Genomic DNA, 16,108 nt, shown 5'->3' with positions numbered 1-16,108 from the left:
CCTCGCTTTAAGCGAGACTTACCGGCGATGCGCGGCATAGGAGGTGACCATGAAAAAGATCAGCGATGTAATGACGCGCGACGCGAAACTCGTAGATCCAAACGACACGGTCCAGGACGCGGCAAAGCTGATGAAGGAATGCGATTGTGGCGTGTTGGCCGTGGGCGAAGGTGATCGGCTCGTGGGCATGATCACCGACCGCGATATCGCGGTGCGCTGCATCGCGGATGGCAAAGGGCCGGACAGCAAGGTTCGTGACGCGATGACCCAAGAGGTGAAATACTGCTTCGAAGACGAGGACATGTCTCACGTCTGCGCGAACATGAGTGAGATTCAGGTGCGGCGGTTGCCCGTCGTGAACAGGAACAAGCGCCTGGTCGGTATTGTATCGCTCAGCGACTTGGCGCGCCAATCGGCGGGAACTGCCAAAGCACTGCATGGAATCGCTCGGCCCAGTCAGCAGCACAACCAGAGCTCGCCTACCGCCTGAGCCTTTTCATCGCCCGTTGATATCGTGGGTCCCCGAGCGATGTTGCATGGTATGGCGGGAAAGTTGGAGTCCCCGCTCTGGTTGATGCCCTGCTCTCGCTGTGTGAAAGCATTGTGGGATCGCCTCAAGATCCCTCTCACCTCTCGCGGATGCAATGCGCTAGCTCTGCCGGGATGGTCATGCGCGGTGTCGGCCTGCGAAAAGACTTCGCCATTAGTGTGCATCGCTCTCACGGGCGTGGAGTGCCCTTGACGTCCAGCTCATCCAAGAGCGTCTTGGCGTCCCTGAGGTCAGGAGTATCGAATCCTTCCGTGAATTGACCGTAGATCTCGCGCAGCAGGTCGCGCGCTTCGCCGCGGCGGTCCTGGTCCTGCCACAAACGGGCAAGGTTTATGGCGGCGCGGAGCTTGAACGCAAGCGCCCCTTGCCGGTCGGCAGTGTCGATCGCCTGCAACAGTCGCTGCGCGGCCTCCACGGTCGCTTCGCCGCCGCGAGCCGCGAGGCATGTACCCGCCAGACGATGCGCTTCCGCCTCGAACAGGCGGTTGCGGCTGGTCGTGATGACCTCGAGCGCCTCGTGGACGACTTGCTGCGCGCGGTCGACTTCACCGGAGTTCAGAAGGGCTTCCGCGAACACCAGAAGCTCATACTCGTAATAGAAACGTCGCACCGACTGCCGCGTGGCCTGGACGGCATCCTCCATGCGCTCCAGGCCCTCCGACACCTGCCCGGATTGAAACACGATCCAGCCTAGAAGGAGCGGGCACACGACGAACATGTTGCTCCCTTGGTCGCGCCCGATCCGTATCGTCAGCTCGGCATATTCGCGGCACGGCTCCGGGGCGCGAAGCATTTGGCGAAGCGCTGCCGACCACCATGCCGCATGGGCCAGGCTCGGAGGATGGCCGAGCCGGTTCCCAAGTTCGAGCGCGCAAACCGACATTTGCATCGCCTTGTCCGCAAAGCCGATGACCCAGAGCGTGATAGCGCTGTGCGCGTAGGCGCACACGCCGGTATCGTGACCGCCATAGTCGTAGGCGTGCGCGTGATGACGCTCGGGATCGTACAGCGCGATGCCGCGCTCTGTGTCGGCCAACGTAATCGAATTGAGGCCCAGCACGTGGGAGTTCGCCCAGCGCGAGTGATAGGCCTCGAGCATCAGATCGGGATCGGCGAGCCGTTCGGCCACCTCGACGAGCTCGTTGGCCATTCCAAGCGCCTGCTCGGTCCGCCCGGTAATCAGATTCGTGTACCAGTTGCCCCACATCGCCCGGAAGAGCTTCTTGTCGTCGCCCAGTCCCCGACCGAGCGTAACGGCCCGAGCATAATGATCGACGATTTCGTGCCCAGCCGAACGAAAGCCGCGTGCGATGATCAGGGCGGTGCCCAACCCAAGCCGGATGTCGAGCTCCTGCTGCCAGCGCTCCGCTGAATCAGGCATCTCTTCCAGAAGCCGCAACGCGTTGGAAAAGTGCTTCAGCGCCTCGCTCCCTGCCGAACGGCGCAACGCCAGCTCACCAGCGCGCTGCCAATAGACCGCGGCCTGCTTCCTCAGACCCGCTTCGGTCCGGTGGCGCGCCACCACTTCCGGTTGGCTCTCGACGATTTCGGGAAAAATCTCCTCGATCGCCTGCGCAATGCGCGCGTGCAGGCTTCGTCGCCGGTCCCGCAGCAGGGTGCTGTAAGCGGCATCCTGCAACAGGCCATGCTTGAACAGGAAGCTCGATCGCGGCGGCTCGCCGCGCTGGAAGATCAGGCCGGCCTCGACCAGCCGACCAAGCGTCTCCTTGATCTCCCCCTCAGGCCGCTCGGCGACCCTGGCCGCGAGCTCGTAGGAAAACTCCCGGCCAATTGTCGCGCCGATCTGCGCAATCTCCTTGGCCGCGGGGCCGATGCGGTCAAGCCTCGCCATCAAGGAAGCATGCAGAGTCGGTGGGACCGAGAGCGACGGGCGCGACGTCGAGGCTTCCGCCCGACGAGCCGGGCTGGCATCCACGACTGTCTTGGTTACCTCTTCCAGGAACAGCGGAACGCCATCGCCGCGCTCGACGATTTCTCCGATCAGTTCACTCGGCAATGATTTCGCTTTCGCCGCGAGCTGCCGGACGAGGGCCTCGCTATCAAACCGGTTCAGACGGTTCAGCGTCAGCATGGTAACGTGCGCCTGGTCTGCCCATGGCGCGATGAAGTCCGGACGAAACGTTCCGATCAGCATGACGGGCATGCGCTCGATCCGACGGATGAAGAGGTCCAGCAGCTCCCTCGTGGTCGGATCAATCCAGTGCAGGTCTTCAAAGATCATCAACACCGGCTTCTTCCGCGCCAGCGCGGTGAGCTGCTCCTGCAATGCTTCAAAAGTCTCCTCTCTCCTGCGTCGCGGGTTTTGCTCAACGCTGCGGTAGCGTCCGGTGGGCAGCAGCAAGAGGTCAGCCAACAGCGCCACGTCCCGTTCGGCTGCCGAGGTTTCAGCCATCAGCGCTTCCAGCTTGTCCAGCTTTGCGGCCGGCGTGTCCTCTCGCCCGAAGCCGGCGGCACGCTCGAGCAGATTGATGACCGGGAAGAGCGCGCTGTCCTGGTGGTGCGGCGAGCAAAAGTAATGCAATTCGATGTACTGCTCCGCATCAAGTAGGTCCCGGAGCGCCACCGTCAGGCGCGATTTGCCAATGCCGGGCTCGCCGGAGAACAGGATGACACGCCCTTCGCCGGCTCTTGCCTGCGCCCAGCGTCGAAGCAAGAGCTCGGTTTCCTCCTGGCGATCGACGAGCGGTGTCTCAGCGGAGCGCAGCGCCTCGAAACGGCTCTTGAACCGGTCCTCGCCCAGCACGCGCCAAGCGCGTTGAGGCTCGGTGAAGCCTTTGAGGTCCTTGAACCCGAGGTCCTCCAGCGCAAAAACCGATCCGATCTGCCGCCGCGTGCTGTCGGCGATCACAATCGTGTTCGGCTCGGCCAGAGCCAGCAGCCGGGCGGCGAGATTGGGCACCTCACCCAGAACCTCCGCGTCGTTTCCCGATCCGATCAGGTCACCCACGACCACGAGGCCGGTAGCGATGCCAACTCTGATCTGCAGCGGCTCCGGGCTCCCCAGGCGCCCGATGCCCTCGATCAAGGCCAGGCCCGCCCGCACGGCCTGCTCGGGATCATCCTCATGAGCGTCCGGATAACCGAAATAGACCAAGACACCGTCACCAACGCGGCGGGACACAAAGCCGCCGAACCGGGGCAAGATCTGTGCAACGCGCTTGTGGTAGGCGCCGATGAGTTCGTGAAAGTCTTCGACGTCGAGATGGATGGAAAAACACCTCACCCGCATGTCCACATGATCGTGCCGGGCGGCGGCATCTTGCCCGATGGCGCGCACTGGTGTCCTGCCGACCCGGATTCTTCCCCCGATGCGTGCTCTCCCGCCTGTTCCGGCGGCTGTTCCTGGAGAAGCTCATCGAGTGCGGCACGGTCAGCCGGCGGCGAGAGTGTGGGCCATACTCGATCTATTTTGCACCTGGCAGGCAGGAAGCTGCGACCCCGTGCCCGTTCGTTGAGCGGAACAGTTCGGTATCAGAGGCGTTTTTTTCGCACTGAGAAGAAAGCCATTGGCGCATGTGCTGATGCGAAACGACCGAACTGCGCTTACGCTTAAGTGTCCCGCTTGCGGTCGGGCGACGCCGCATCGGTTTCTTTACATCAAGAACGGTTGTGACATTTTTCAATCTCGTGACTGCGGATTGGGACGCATCGAAGCATCGAGCTTCGATCCCCTCGCCTATTATGACGACGGCTACTTTTCCGGCCGTCAGTCCGACGGCTATGCCGACTACCGCGGCGCCGAACCCGTGCTACGGCGCGAGTTCGCCCGTACGGTCGAGTTCATCCGGCACCGCAAGCCACAGGGCTGCCTGCTCGAGATCGGTTGCGCCTACGGCTTTTTTCTCGATGAGGCCCGCCGCGCCGGATTTGAGGTGAGCGGCATCGAGCCGGCGGAAGCGGCTGCTGCCCATGCTGGCGATCTCGGCTTGAACGTCGTCTGCGGCCTGCTGAGCGAAGCGACTCTCAAGTCGCTTGGCACCTTGGATGTTATCGTCCTCCTCGATGTCATCGAGCATCTGCCCGACCCACAGGAAGCCCTCGCACTGTTCGCGGACCATCTCCGGCCGGGCGGAATCATCGTGCTGACGACCGGAGACTTCGGTTCCTTGGCGGCGCGGTCGATCGGCGCGCACTGGCGCCTGATGACGCCTCCGCAGCACCTGTGGTTCTTCAACCGCGACAACATCGGGTCTCTCGCCCATTCGGTCGGCTCGCGCGTCGACAGTTCCGATCACCCCTGGAAATTCGTGCCGTTCTCGCTGATCGCCTTCCAGGTCGGTCGCATGCTCGGCCGCAAGATCGCGGCCAGCCCGACCGGCAACCGGTTCGCTATTCCGGTGAACCTGTTCGACGCGATGCGCGTGGTCTTGAGCAAGGCGCCCCCACGTTCGGATCAGAGCCTCCCATGACAGAGCGCCTCAACCTCGGCCAGATCGCTTTGCTCATCACCTACGCGGCCGGCATGGCGACGGGCTTGCTTGCGGCCCATGGTCCCGTTTTCCTTGGGAGCGGCGACCTGTTTCGCGGCGCGGTGACGAACCGACTTCTTTGCCATCGGGGTCCTCTCGGCGGCCAGGAACCAGCATTTGCGGTTGCTATCGAAACGATAGACCCAGCGCTGGCTCTCGGCCGTCCCGGGCTGCGGCAAGCATTCCTTTTCGGCGGGCGCCGGCGCGGTGGCTTCTGCAGGAGCGGCTTGGCCAAAGAAGGCGGCGAAAGGATTCGAAGATGCCGCCGACGTCGAGAGACCTGCGAGAAGGAGAAAAGCGGCGAAGCAAAATCGCAAATGACCGGACATGAAAACCCCAGTGTTGCGCCCCCTCGCCTACGACCATTGGCCGCGTTCTAGGTCGCGATGCGACTGAACCGTACGGCCTGGGTGAAGTTCAATTACTTCCGCAACGACCGCCTCACATGCGCAGGCAAGTACGCGCACAGGAGCGCAAGATCGGTCACGTCGTCGCGAAGAAGACGATCCGATTGTTCGGGATCTTCTTGCTTCACCCAATCCGAAGCAGAAAACGACGATCGATTTGTTGCTTACGCTGGACGGCGCGGTCAACAACCGCGCCATCCTCTCGAGCGAAAGCGCTTGCGCCGCGTGGGGCGCGGAGGTTGATGCTCGCTTTCTCTGGCCGCTAGGACCCCGCGCAGGCAGCGGGCCCAATTCACGACTAAGTGAATCGGGCCTGACCGCCAACAGGGACCTCCGGGCAGCCGTTCGCCGTCAGGGTATTGTTCGGCTGTTCTCCAAATCTTGTTTGAGCTCGGCGATGGCTGCCTTTGCATCGGCTCGCCGTTCCTGCAGCAACAGACGAAAGCTATTCGCGCCGCGCATCAGCCTGACGCCGTCGGGCGTAACCTCGTACACCGCGATGCCTAAGCCATCCTGCCTTGACCATCGCGATGGCGGTCTCCTCGCTGCATTTACGGCGGGTGCCGCCGGGGAAATACAGATTGCCATCGTGCGCAATCAGGCGGCCGTACAGGTGCGCCTGCCTCAACACTTTGCGCATTCCGGGCGACGGCTTGACCATATCGGCTATCAAACTCAAGGGTTGCCCGTATTGGTCCCGGTGAGCTTATTGTAGCGCGTTGCCGGCGACGGGGAAATACCACTGGCTCCGGCGGACGGTGCGCCCCGGGGGACGCACCTAATCAACAGTTCTAAAGTGGAAGTTCTGCATGCCCTGAAGTGCATCACGGGCGACTTTCTCCTCACGCTCGATAGCCGCGATAGCGAAATTCGCTAATCCCAACGGCCTTTGCTCACCCCGGCTATAAATTTCAGCGACATGCGCGATTGACAGTTGCATCGCCTGCGGTGGCGCTTTCTTTATCTCGTTTTGTGCAATGCAATCCGCCGCTATAAGCTTCGATGAGAGGAATTCCAGGATTTTTTGAGCTTGCCCCGCTTTTGACGCTTATGAATGATGCAGCCATAAACATTTTTGAATTTGCGAAACACCATGCTTCCCAACGACCTGAGCCCTTCCCTATTTTCGAGAAATCAGGCGTAGCGCGCGCAAATCTTTGGACGATGCCGAGCATGACGTTGCCCCGGCGGTCTGCCTTGCGCGCCATTCTCCGCCAAAAAGTCCGACCATTCCGATGAGGTCCAACGATGGCCGGCACGCTCAAATCTGGAGACGTGCGAGCGGCAAATGACGCCGTTGGCTTTGCGGCCCAGGATGAGCAACATCTTGGCGGACTGCGCGCAGATGTACTCCGTAGTTAAGCATCCAAACGACGCGAACAATCGTCGCCGCGCGCGGTAAGGAACGGCCGTCCCTTGCGATCGTTGAAGGGCCATTAGAACTCCAGGAGATAGTCATGGACTGGAACCGAATCGAGGGCAATTGGAAGCAGTTCAGGGGTGCTGCTAAGGAGAAATGGGGCAAGCTTACTGACAACGACCTCAACACGATCGAGGGTCACCGCGAACAGCTGGAGGGCAAGCTGCAACACCGCTACGGCATGGCCAAGGACCAGATCCGTAAGGACATCGATGATTGGCTCAAGTCGCTACACTAGCGGCTACCTCCGCAAAGGCCGCGGCTCAACGCCGCGGCTTCCACTGCAATTGAGCTCCAGAATAAAAGTGGAGCCATAACGTTAGCGTCGTCTGTCGAACTAAGTGACCGGACGAGACCGGTTATCTCTAGCTGAATCCGGAGCCGCTCGTCGTTGTTCATCTTGTTCGAACTCACCATCCATTCTAGTAGCGGCGCCCCCATCGCGACGTGTGCCGCCTACGTCATGCGGCGGCCGCTCAAAGCAGGGTAGCAGCTGCAATTGAAAAGGCCACGATGATCGAGCTGCGGCGCGTACGGAGCAATAGCCGTTTTGGAATCCGCAATGATGCCATCGACCCGCCGCTCAGACTCTTGCTGCGATAGCCCGGTTCTTCCTAAGACACCACTATGACTTGAGGCTCGGATGTCCATTGAAAGACTTTTTCTATATCCGGCGGTCTCAATGGCCGCCGGATTCGTTTCGCAAGAAGGACCCTGCTCGGCTGGCGTAGAGGGGGATGGATTGGGAGGTCACAGGGCGGAGTTTCGCGTCATGAACCTCATGCGAAACAAGCCGCCGACTATGAGTTTCACCTTGGTGTACTCACCGGTCCAAATTGAGTCCGGTCAACGGGCCTGTTAGGACTCTTGTTGTGCCAGCAAACTAGAAGGGGCATTCCATCGTGGAGGATGGCCAAACAGCGGTTGTCGCAATCTAACGGACCACACGCGCCGCCGGCGGCGAAGCAGCTCAGTGAGGCTTGCCAGTTGGTGGCATCGACCCTTCAATTTGTCCGACTCCAGAGCGCAGTCCACTCGCGTTGGCAAAGTGGATATCCGCGCCGGATGCCGGTGGCGGCGAACTATCGCTGATTGTTCGAGCCAGCCACCGGTTGTGCATCGCCCAAATCGCTGCCTGTGTGCGATTACTGACTCGGATCTTGCAAAGTGTGGTTCTGACGTAGGTCTTCACGGTGCCCTCGGTGACCTGAAACTTTCGTGCTATGGATTTGTTGGACTCGCCTTCGACCAGACAGCGCAGAATCGCTTTCTCCCGTGGTGAAAGCTGCGGTATGATATCGTTCTGTGGCGTGGCGAGCGCCTCGTTGTTGGCGTCGCTTGGGCCAACATTGTCCCTGAGCGCGCCTTTTGGAGCGAAAACAGATCGCAGAAATGCCGTCGGGAGGACTACTTCCCCCATCATCACCAGTTCTATTGACTTGATGAACAGGTCAGATGGCATGGCGCCGACGAAATAGCTGGAGGCTGTCCGAAATGCTGCAGCCATTTCTTCTTGCCGATAACGATCGGCAACAACCGCAATTTGCCTACCCGGGCTGCCGTGCCTTAGAAGGTCGATTTGCTCCGCCACCACGGCGAAATCGTCGCAAGTATGGACAATGAGAAACAGCAGCTGGCGTGATTGCAGTTTGCTACTGAGAAAGTCTTCGGCCCGAGATACAGAGGCTGCAATGCGAAAATTCGCCGAACGTAGAATTCTGGCAACTTCTTCTTTGAGTAAGCTTCCGTTTCCAACGAGCACGATTCTGAGCGAATTTCTCCGTCCCATGTTGCCCTCCAATCTGGACACAATTAGAAGGTCGATGAGGCGCGCTTAAGCTCGACTGTCCCGCCTGTGGATGGTTGATGATCCTCACCAAGGACGATTGGTGTTTTTGGACTTGGGCCAGTGGAGACGCCCCTCCCAAAAAAAAGCCTATGGTTGCAATAATGCCGTCATGAATTATCGGGAAAATTTAGCATAAATTAGAAGACTTCTCCATTCTCCTTTTAGCGTTATGCATTTTGGGTTAGCGGAGCCAAAACCCTGTAGGTTCCGTTCGGCTAAGTTCCAGCCAGGTTCCATTCGGCTAGGCTCCGTTCGGCCAGGACCGCATCTCTCACTTGCGCCTCTGCCACTTAGAACGACAATCGCGGTCTGCAGTGTGAATATCGAGCCAAATGGACTAGTTTCGAAGATAGGTCCCCCACCTTCTGACCCTGCAAATCACGGGTTGCTGCGCGATGAGATCTGCCACATGGCGGTAATGCCGGGCGAAACGCTGACACAACTGATGCGAAACTCGTGATCGAAGCTGTTCACGTGATAGGCGGGAAGCTGTAGAAGATCGTCGCCGCGACGCTGCAGGCTCGCGAGCGCACGATAAGGCACTGAAATGCCGGAGACGAAGACTCGAAAAAGATGATGGCGGCGCTGCGCGTCGACCTCGAATTCTTTGCCGGCGGCGGCGTCTCCAAAGCTGGATGGCTGGCACGTCGTGATCAGAAGGAACCGTGGACTCTCTCTCTCTCTCTCTGAGGGCGCATTTGTCGCTCTCTGAGGGCGCATTTGTCGCCACCACCACGTGGAGGACGGCAACCAGTTCACGACGCACCCTGTGCTCTGATTCGGCAGCCGTCACCGGTTCGTTCGGAAGGCGAGCGCGCCCTATGCGCTCGGCAAGAAGGCCGGCCAGGAGATCCCCGCCGATGGAGTCGATCTATGACGCTGCGATCTTCTGCTTGATTACTCCGTCGCCGTAGCAATCTCTGCGGTCTCGTCGCGGCGGCGCGGCACAAGGCCGAATAAGCTCGCACGGCCGATCCGAGCGATCGAACGCTCAGCTGTGGAGGATAGAAGCACCTGGACCTTTCCCGGTCCTTCATAAGTTCGGTGCCAGATAGCCGGTCGGGTTCTTCAATTGCCAACGCCAATGGTCGGCACACATTTGCATCAAAGACCGCGTCGATTTCCAACCCAATACTTCTTTCGCAAGCGTCGGATCGGCATAGCAGACTGCAACATCACCGGCCCTGCGTTCACCGATCACGTACGGAATTGACCTGGCGCTCACGGCCTCGAATGTCCGAACCACCTCCAAGACGCTGCTGCCCGCTCCCGTTCCGAGATTGACCGTAAGCAGGGCGGGCTGCTCCAGGTGGCGCAAGGCACTTAGATGACCGGATGCAAGATCGACGACATGAATGAAGTCACGGATTCCGGTACCATCCGGCGTGTCATAGTCGTTGCCCCAAATCGTGAGCTTGTCGCGTCGTCCAACTGCCACCTGTGCCACAGCCGGCAACAGATTGTTCGGAACGCCGAGGGGATCTTCTCCAACGAGCCCGCTTTCATGCGCGCCAACTGGATTGAAGTAGCGCAGAATGCCAATGCGCCACTTGTCGTCGGACTGATACAGACCCTTCAGCATTTCTTCGATGAAAAGCTTTGTGTGACCGTACGGATTTGTTGGTCCAAGAGGATGCTTCTCGTCGACTGGCAGGTACGTTGGTATCCCGTAAACAGTAGCCGACGAACTAAAGACGAGCGTCTTGACCTTCGCCTTCGTCATGGCCGACACAAGCCGCATCGTTCCCAGAACATTGTTCTCGTAATATGTCATGGGCTGAACGTTGGATTCGCCTACGGCCTTCAGCCCTGCAAGATGAACAACCGCGGTCACTCCGCAACAACGAAGTATGTCGTAGATCGCCGCAGCATCCCGGATATCCGCGTGCCGAAAGTCGAGCGACCGCCCGCAGATGGATTGTACCCGTTCGAGTGACACTTCATTGCTGTTGGAGAGATTATCGACTGCAACGACATCGAACCCGGCATCCAGCAACGCGATGCACACATGGGATCCGATATAGCCGGCCCCGCCCGTCAACATGATCATCGGCGACACCTTCCCTATTGGCTCAACCCGCCCAGGCGTCAGCGCGATTCAGAGGGGTTAGTCGTCCCTGTGCGTGCCTCTCGCCCGAGCCAGCGCAAGTCCCGAAAGTTCATCCCCTCTGGTGTGTCCCATGGTCCGCCAACCGATCTCGTAGTGCAGTTTCCGGTCGCTTAGTATAGTTTCGTGTTCTCAAATATCTCTGCAACCAAGTGCCTAGTTCCCCGGATCGGTAAGTCTCCGCGGTAGTAATAGACAGCAGGCTGAACGCGCTGGCGGGTGGAGCACCGCAAGAGCGACTGCAAGCTTTACCGCTTCCGCCCCCACAACGGCTGATTTTGCACGACAAAATCAAGCTCCGCAAGCATTGAAGCTTGAGCGCCATTTCGCAGCGCGCGAGCGAGGCCGAATGGCGGGAGTGGAGAAGCTGGCGCTTTTCCCCGCCCAAGCCGGACGGCTTTGTTTGTTCGGCGCGGCGTTCTAACGTCACGTTTACACCGCGCCAGTAGCCCGAGTCGGCTATGACGCCCTGCACCCCCAAAGACGCCGGCTCTACCGCTCCCGCAGGGATTCCTGCTTGTATTTCGCCAGAGGTGAGAGCAGGTAGCTAATGATCCTGCGCGCGCCGGTCTTGATCTCGACCGTCACCGCCATGCCGGGACTGAGCTTGACGAGCTTGTCCTCGATCTGCATGTGCGTCCGGTCGAACGAAATGCGCGCGGCATATTCCAGCTCCTGGCCTTTCGGCTCGCTGCTACCTTGCGCCGAGCCCACCGCCCGGTCATTCGAGCCGCCCTGTGGCCGATCGCGCGTGATGGCGTCCGACGACACGCTGAGCACATCGCCATGGAGAAGCCCGTAGCGCGTGAAGTTAAACGTGTCGACCTTGATCTCCACTTTCTGGCCCGGTTGCACGAATCCGATATCGCGGTTTGAGAGCATGGCCTCGATCTCGAGCTGGCTCTCGCTCGGCACCACCACGGCCAGCGCCTGGGCTGGCGTCACCACGCCTCCCACCGTGTGAACGGCAAGCTGCTGCACGACGCCATCGACAGGTGCAGTCAACTGCTGGAGTTTCGTGCGCTTCTCGGCCTTAATCACTTCCTGCTGAACGCTCGCTGCCTTCTGCTCGGCTTTCGCGAGTGCATCATAGGTCGCGCGCCGATACTCTGCGGCGGTCTTGTCCTTCGTCTCCTTCAGAAGTGCGATACCCGCATCGGCTTCGTGCAGCCGGCTCTGCTGCAGGACGAGATCCTGCTGGAGGCCAACCAGCTCCTGATATTCGGAGAGATAGACGACCTTCGATGCCAGTGCCTTGTCGACGAGATTCTTGCGAATGTCGACGCGCTCCTGCAGCACCGGTATCGTCGTCTGCAGCTTCGCGACGCTCGCCAACGTGGTCGCCCGTTCCGCTTCCTTCTGGCCTTGTTGGCGCTCGATCTCGGCGAGCTTGGCATTCTGTTCGGCACGCTGGCTGATCAAAAACTGACGATGCATCTCGATCTCCGCGGCGCCCGCGCTCTGCGGCGGCCGGAATGCGGCAAGCGGATCCTCCGCGAGCGCCGCGCGTAGGCGCGCGACGTCGAGTTCGGCCGCAGCGAGATCGGCTCTTTGGCGTTCCTGGTCGGCCTCCGTCATCGTCGGGTCGAGCTCAATCAGGACATCGCCGGCCTTGACGCTCTGTCCGTCGCGAACGTGGATGGCACGGACAACGCCGGTCTCGAACGGCTGGATCAGCTTGGTGCGTCCGCTCGGCACGATCTTGCCTGTTGCGGTCGCAACGATATCGACGGTGCCGAATGCCGCCCACACCAATGCGATGCAGAACATCGCGATGATACTCGCCGCGATCGCGCGTCCGACCGGCGACGGCGGCGATTCCGTGATCTCGAGCGCCGCCGGCAAGAAGGCAATTTCCTGCTCGCGGCGGCGAACCTCGGTTCGCGGAAATGCGATGATGTTTCGGCTAGCGGATGTCATGGATCCCGGCCTGTAGATAATGAAGGTTTGCGTAACGCCCGTTCGAACGGATCAGCTCATCATGGCTGCCGTCCTCGACGATGCGGCCATGCTCGAGCGTGATGATCCGGTTCGCATTGCGCACGGTCGAGAGCCGATGCGCGATGACAAACACGGTCCGGCCGGCGGCAATTCGCCTCATGTTCTGCTGGATGGCGCGCTCGCTTTCGTAATCGAGCGCACTGGTTGCCTCGTCGAGGATGAGGATGCGCGGGTCGGTAATGAGTGCGCGCGCGATCGCAACGCGCTGGCGTTGCCCGCCGGACAGGCTGCTGCCCCGTTCGCCGACGATGGTGTCGTAGCCCTCGGGAAGCTCTAGGATGAAGTCATGAGCGCCGGCGAGCGTGGCTGCCTCAATCACGCGCTCCATCGGCATGGCCGGATCGGCGAGCGCGATGTTCTCGCGTATGGAGCGGTTGAACAGCACGTTCTCCTGCAGGACGACGCCGATCTGACGTCGAAGCCAGGCCAGATCGACCATCGCGAGGTCCACGCCGTCGACCAGCACGCGGCCGCTTTCCGGCACATAGAGACGCTGGATCAGCTTGGTGATTGTGCTCTTTCCCGAGCCGGAGGAGCCTACGACGCCAACGACCTGACCGGGCTCGACGTTGAACGAGATGTCGTGCAGCACCTCGGGACCGTCGACGCGGTAGCGGAAGGTCGCGTGCTCGAACGTCACCTGCCCGCGGATAGGCGGCAGCGCGGCGCGACCTGGATTGAAGTTCGGCTCGGGAATGGTGTTGAGAATGTCACCGAGGCGATCGATCGATAAACGGGCCTGATGGAAATCCTGCCAGAGCTGCGCGAGGCGCAGCACCGGTGTGCTCACGTGCGAGGCAAGCATGTTGAACGCGACGAGCTCGCCGACGGACAGATCACCGCCGATCACCAACCTGGCGCCGAAGTAAAGCGTCGTGGCGACGACCAGCTTGTTGATCATCTGGACCGCCTGGCTCGCTGTGTTGTTCAGGCTGAGCACGCGGAAGCTCGCGCCCACATAGGCGGCGAGCTGTTCCTCCCAGCGGAGCTGCATCTGCGGCTCGACCGCCATTGCCTTCAACGTCTCGACGCCCGTGACGCTCTCGACCAGGAAGGCCTGATTCTCGGAGCCGCGATTGAACTTCTCATCGAGGCGTCGGCGAAACAGCGGGGCAGCTCCCGCAGAGATGCCGATGTAGAACGGGAACGACGCCATGACGATCACCGTCAACGTCGTCGAGTAATAGAACATCACCGCAAGGAAGACGAAGGTGAACAGGAGATCGACCACGAGCGTGAGCGCCGAGCTTGTCAGGAACTGACGGATATTCTCCAGCTCACGCACGCGTGCGACCGAATCGCCAACCCGGCGGGTCTGAAAATAGGCGATCGGCAAGGCCATCAAATGACGGAAGAGCCGCGCGCCGAGCTCGACGTCGATGCGGTTCGTCGTGTGCGCGAACAGATAGACACGCAGCGTGCCCAGAACGGTTTCGAACACGGTCAGCACGACCAGGCCTATGACCAGCACGTCGAGCGTGCTCATGCTTCGATGTACGAGCACCTTGTCGATGACGACCTGGAAGAACAGCGGTGAGATGAGGGCAAAGACCTGGAGAAAGAAGGACGCGACCAGCACCTCGCCGAGGAGGCGGCGATATTTGTGGACCGCACCGACGAACCAGCCGAGATCAAAGCGCCGGGCGAGATCGGTCAGGGACGCGCGCCGGGCCATCAGGATGACGTCGCCGTCCCAGATGGCTTCCAATTCGGCCTGCGTCATTGTTTCAGGCCGGGGAGACATCGGGCGCTGAACCAGGAGACCGTCATCGATCACCTTGCCAAGGATCAGGTATCCCCCGTCACGTAGCACCGCGATCCCGGGCAGCGGAGTCACCGCGAGCCGATTCCAGCTCGTCTTCTGTATCCGTGCCTTGACCCCGAACTCCTTTGCGCAGCGCAGAATCTCGGCAACGCCGACCCTCGCCGTACCCATCCGATGCCGAATCTGATCCGGGTCGGCCGCGATGCCGTGGCAGCGCAGCAGGATAGTCACCGCGATGAGGCCCGATTCGTCGCCGCTCCCGGACTCCCCGCTCGCCGCCCGGAATTGATCGTTCGTTGAGGCGGCCACACTATCGCTTCGATCGGCCGTAGGCGCGCGCATCAGCGTATCGCGGGCGCGTATCAAGACATCCCGTGTGCGCATCAAGGGATCGCGCGCGCGCGTCAGGATATCCCGGGTACGCATCAAGGGACGCCGGGCGCGCGTCGCGGCATCGACGGCGCGGCGCGCCAGTTCACGCACGCCGCCGCTCATGCCGGCAAGGGAGTGGAGCACCCGTTCCGCGAGGTTCCGTGATCCGGGCAGGATCAGACGGCCGTCCCAGACTTCCTCGAATTCCGCGCGCGTCATGACCTTCGGACGCGACGCGGCTGGATGCAGCACGAGGGCCGCCTGACCGTCGATCTTGCCGAGAAGCAGGAATCCACCATCACGGAGCGAAGCGATTCCCGGCAGTTGGAAATCCGCAAGTCGCTTCCAGCGCGTCGTGCGCGAGCGGACCTCGACCCCGAGCTCGCGCGCACAGCGAAGCATAGCGCGGATGCCGATCTCACGGCTGCCGCAGTGATCGCGGAGCTGCTCGGGCTCGGCGTTCACGCCATGAAGGCGCAGGAACAGAGCCAGGGCTCGAAGCCCTTGATCTGCGGCGTGGGCATTTCCGTTCTGCATCGCCATTTCTTACTCAACCCTCCGCGGCTACTCGGCCGCGTTTGATGTTCCTTCTCATGCATTTCCAAAACTCGCGGTGCCGCACCCGGAGGTCGGGTGCCTGGCTGCGGAAGCGGATCCGTGCTGAGGCCTGGCCGGACGGGGCCTGACAGATGGCGCCATTCGAACGGATCGACCCGGCCGGTGCTACCGGCCAGCGCACGTGTGGACACTCCACGACCTTCTTGGCAGGTGGAGTTGAAGACGGGGAATTCCACTGCCGCGCATCGCGAAGGCGCGCGACATACCGCATGCTCGCAGCCTAGACCACGAGCAGATTTCAAAGCATTGCAGCCTCGAACCGCGAGGGGATTTCAAAGCAGTGGGATTTTGGAAGCTTGCCCCCCAACTGCTGGCCGGTTGGTTAATGAGCAAAAATGGCGAAAAAACTTTCAGAATGTGATTTATACACACGTATGCAGGAGCCACGTATGTTGCGCCGACACATGCCCAATTCGCCGGAAGACACACGATCGATTTTTCTGTCAGATTGCGTCGGTGTCGGCGTTGCGGAAAGTTCGCGACCGAGTGAGCCAGCCGAGACGAACGCGTGTAAGTGACAATCGAACCC

The 16,108-nt window shown here is 60.8% G+C and carries 12 protein-coding genes and 2 pseudogenes; 5 read left to right on the top strand and 9 right to left on the bottom strand.

Annotation, left to right across the window (positions count from 1 at the left end; genetic code table 11):
* Positions 1–49 precede the first annotated feature (49 nt).
* The gene (locus tag MTR72_RS34395; protein ID WP_280966544.1) at positions 50–490 is read left to right on the top strand and encodes a CBS domain-containing protein; all 441 of its coding nucleotides are present in this window, start codon (positions 50–52) and stop codon (positions 488–490) included.
* Between the two features lie 229 nt (positions 491–719).
* On the opposite strand, the gene MTR72_RS34390 is transcribed toward MTR72_RS34395, so the two are convergent.
* Positions 720–3,800 (bottom strand): ATP-binding protein, encoded by a 3,081-nt coding sequence (locus MTR72_RS34390; RefSeq protein WP_280971121.1) that lies wholly within the window; start codon positions 3,798–3,800, stop codon positions 720–722.
* Between MTR72_RS34390 and MTR72_RS34385 the strand changes: the two are divergent.
* Both MTR72_RS34385 and MTR72_RS34380 read left to right on the top strand, forming a co-directional pair.
* Positions 3,786–3,949: pseudogene (locus MTR72_RS34385) on the top strand (transposase); the annotation flags it as partial. The gene MTR72_RS34390 and the pseudogene MTR72_RS34385 overlap by 15 nt on opposite strands.
* 260 nt (positions 3,950–4,209) lie before the next feature.
* On the top strand, positions 4,210–4,980 hold the full coding sequence (locus MTR72_RS34380; protein WP_280966545.1) for a class I SAM-dependent methyltransferase: 771 nt from the start codon (positions 4,210–4,212) through the stop codon (positions 4,978–4,980).
* Here MTR72_RS34380 and MTR72_RS34375 read toward each other — a convergent pair.
* Positions 4,965–5,369 carry a hypothetical protein gene (locus MTR72_RS34375; protein ID WP_280966546.1) on the bottom strand — a complete coding sequence of 135 codons (405 nt, stop codon included), beginning with the start codon at positions 5,367–5,369 and terminating at the stop codon, positions 4,965–4,967. The genes MTR72_RS34380 and MTR72_RS34375 overlap by 16 nt on opposite strands.
* A gap of 475 nt (positions 5,370–5,844) precedes the next feature.
* Here MTR72_RS34375 and MTR72_RS34370 point away from each other — a divergent pair, with 475 nt between their 5' ends.
* Positions 5,845–6,162: a hypothetical protein gene (locus tag MTR72_RS34370; RefSeq protein ID WP_280966547.1), complete on the top strand. Its 318-nt coding sequence runs from the start codon at positions 5,845–5,847 to the stop codon at positions 6,160–6,162.
* A 196-nt stretch (positions 6,163–6,358) separates the two neighbouring features.
* Here the strand turns inward: MTR72_RS34370 and MTR72_RS34365 are convergent, their stop codons facing one another.
* A complete protein-coding gene (locus MTR72_RS34365) occupies positions 6,359–6,622 on the bottom strand; it encodes a hypothetical protein (RefSeq protein WP_341511971.1) in 264 nt (87 codons plus the stop codon).
* Between the two features lie 282 nt (positions 6,623–6,904).
* On the opposite strand from MTR72_RS34365, the gene MTR72_RS34360 reads away from it, so the two are divergent.
* Entirely contained in the window at positions 6,905–7,105 is a 201-nt protein-coding gene (locus tag MTR72_RS34360) for a CsbD family protein (RefSeq protein WP_280966549.1), read from the top strand.
* 732 nt (positions 7,106–7,837) lie between these two features.
* On the opposite strand, the gene MTR72_RS34355 is transcribed toward MTR72_RS34360, so the two are convergent.
* The 6 genes and pseudogenes from MTR72_RS34355 to MTR72_RS34330 all read right to left on the bottom strand — a co-directional run.
* Positions 7,838–8,656, bottom strand: coding sequence for a LuxR C-terminal-related transcriptional regulator (locus MTR72_RS34355; protein WP_280966550.1), 819 nt, complete (start codon positions 8,654–8,656; stop codon positions 7,838–7,840).
* A gap of 438 nt (positions 8,657–9,094) precedes the next feature.
* A complete protein-coding gene (locus tag MTR72_RS34350; protein ID WP_341511970.1) occupies positions 9,095–9,475 on the bottom strand; it encodes a hypothetical protein in 381 nt (126 codons plus the stop codon).
* A 274-nt stretch (positions 9,476–9,749) separates the two neighbouring features.
* Positions 9,750–10,766, bottom strand: a complete 1,017-nt coding sequence (gene galE / locus MTR72_RS34345; RefSeq protein WP_280966552.1) for a UDP-glucose 4-epimerase GalE — start codon at positions 10,764–10,766, stop codon at positions 9,750–9,752.
* Positions 10,767–11,315: 549 nt separating this feature from the next.
* Positions 11,316–12,743, bottom strand: a complete 1,428-nt coding sequence (locus MTR72_RS34340; RefSeq protein ID WP_280966553.1) for an HlyD family type I secretion periplasmic adaptor subunit — start codon at positions 12,741–12,743, stop codon at positions 11,316–11,318.
* The gene (locus MTR72_RS34335; RefSeq protein WP_445819666.1) at positions 12,730–15,015 is read right to left on the bottom strand and encodes a type I secretion system permease/ATPase; all 2,286 of its coding nucleotides are present in this window, start codon (positions 15,013–15,015) and stop codon (positions 12,730–12,732) included. The genes MTR72_RS34340 and MTR72_RS34335 overlap by 14 nt, the downstream gene beginning before the upstream one ends.
* Positions 15,016–15,189: 174 nt before the next feature.
* Positions 15,190–15,498 (bottom strand): annotated as a pseudogene (locus tag MTR72_RS34330) (cysteine peptidase family C39 domain-containing protein); the annotation flags it as partial.
* Positions 15,499–16,108: the final 610 nt, after the last annotated feature.

The organism is Bradyrhizobium sp. ISRA442, assembly GCF_038085055.1.
Classification (GTDB): Bacteria; Pseudomonadota; Alphaproteobacteria; order Rhizobiales; family Xanthobacteraceae; genus Bradyrhizobium.
The sequence above is the reverse complement of the archived record's forward strand: the minus strand, read 5'-3'. Positions and strand labels throughout refer to the sequence as shown.

Bases quoted from the DNA above. Each gene is read 5' to 3' on its own strand.
- MTR72_RS34395 (WP_280966544.1), top strand. From the start codon at position 50: ATGAAAAAGATCAGCGATGTAATGACGCGCGACGCGAAACTCGTAGAT.
- MTR72_RS34390 (WP_280971121.1), bottom strand. From the start codon at position 3,800: ATGCGGGTGAGGTGTTTTTCCATCCATCTCGACGTCGAAGACTTTCAC.
- MTR72_RS34375 (WP_280966546.1), bottom strand. From the start codon at position 5,369: ATGTCCGGTCATTTGCGATTTTGCTTCGCCGCTTTTCTCCTTCTCGCA.
- MTR72_RS34370 (WP_280966547.1), top strand. From the start codon at position 5,845: ATGGCTGCCTTTGCATCGGCTCGCCGTTCCTGCAGCAACAGACGAAAG.
- MTR72_RS34365 (WP_341511971.1), bottom strand. From the start codon at position 6,622: ATGCTCGGCATCGTCCAAAGATTTGCGCGCGCTACGCCTGATTTCTCG.
- MTR72_RS34360 (WP_280966549.1), top strand. From the start codon at position 6,905: ATGGACTGGAACCGAATCGAGGGCAATTGGAAGCAGTTCAGGGGTGCT.
- MTR72_RS34355 (WP_280966550.1), bottom strand. From the start codon at position 8,656: ATGGGACGGAGAAATTCGCTCAGAATCGTGCTCGTTGGAAACGGAAGC.
- galE (WP_280966552.1), bottom strand. From the start codon at position 10,766: ATGATCATGTTGACGGGCGGGGCCGGCTATATCGGATCCCATGTGTGC.
- MTR72_RS34340 (WP_280966553.1), bottom strand. From the start codon at position 12,743: ATGACATCCGCTAGCCGAAACATCATCGCATTTCCGCGAACCGAGGTT.
- MTR72_RS34335 (WP_445819666.1), bottom strand. From the start codon at position 15,015: ATGCGTACCCGGGATATCCTGACGCGCGCGCGCGATCCCTTGATGCGC.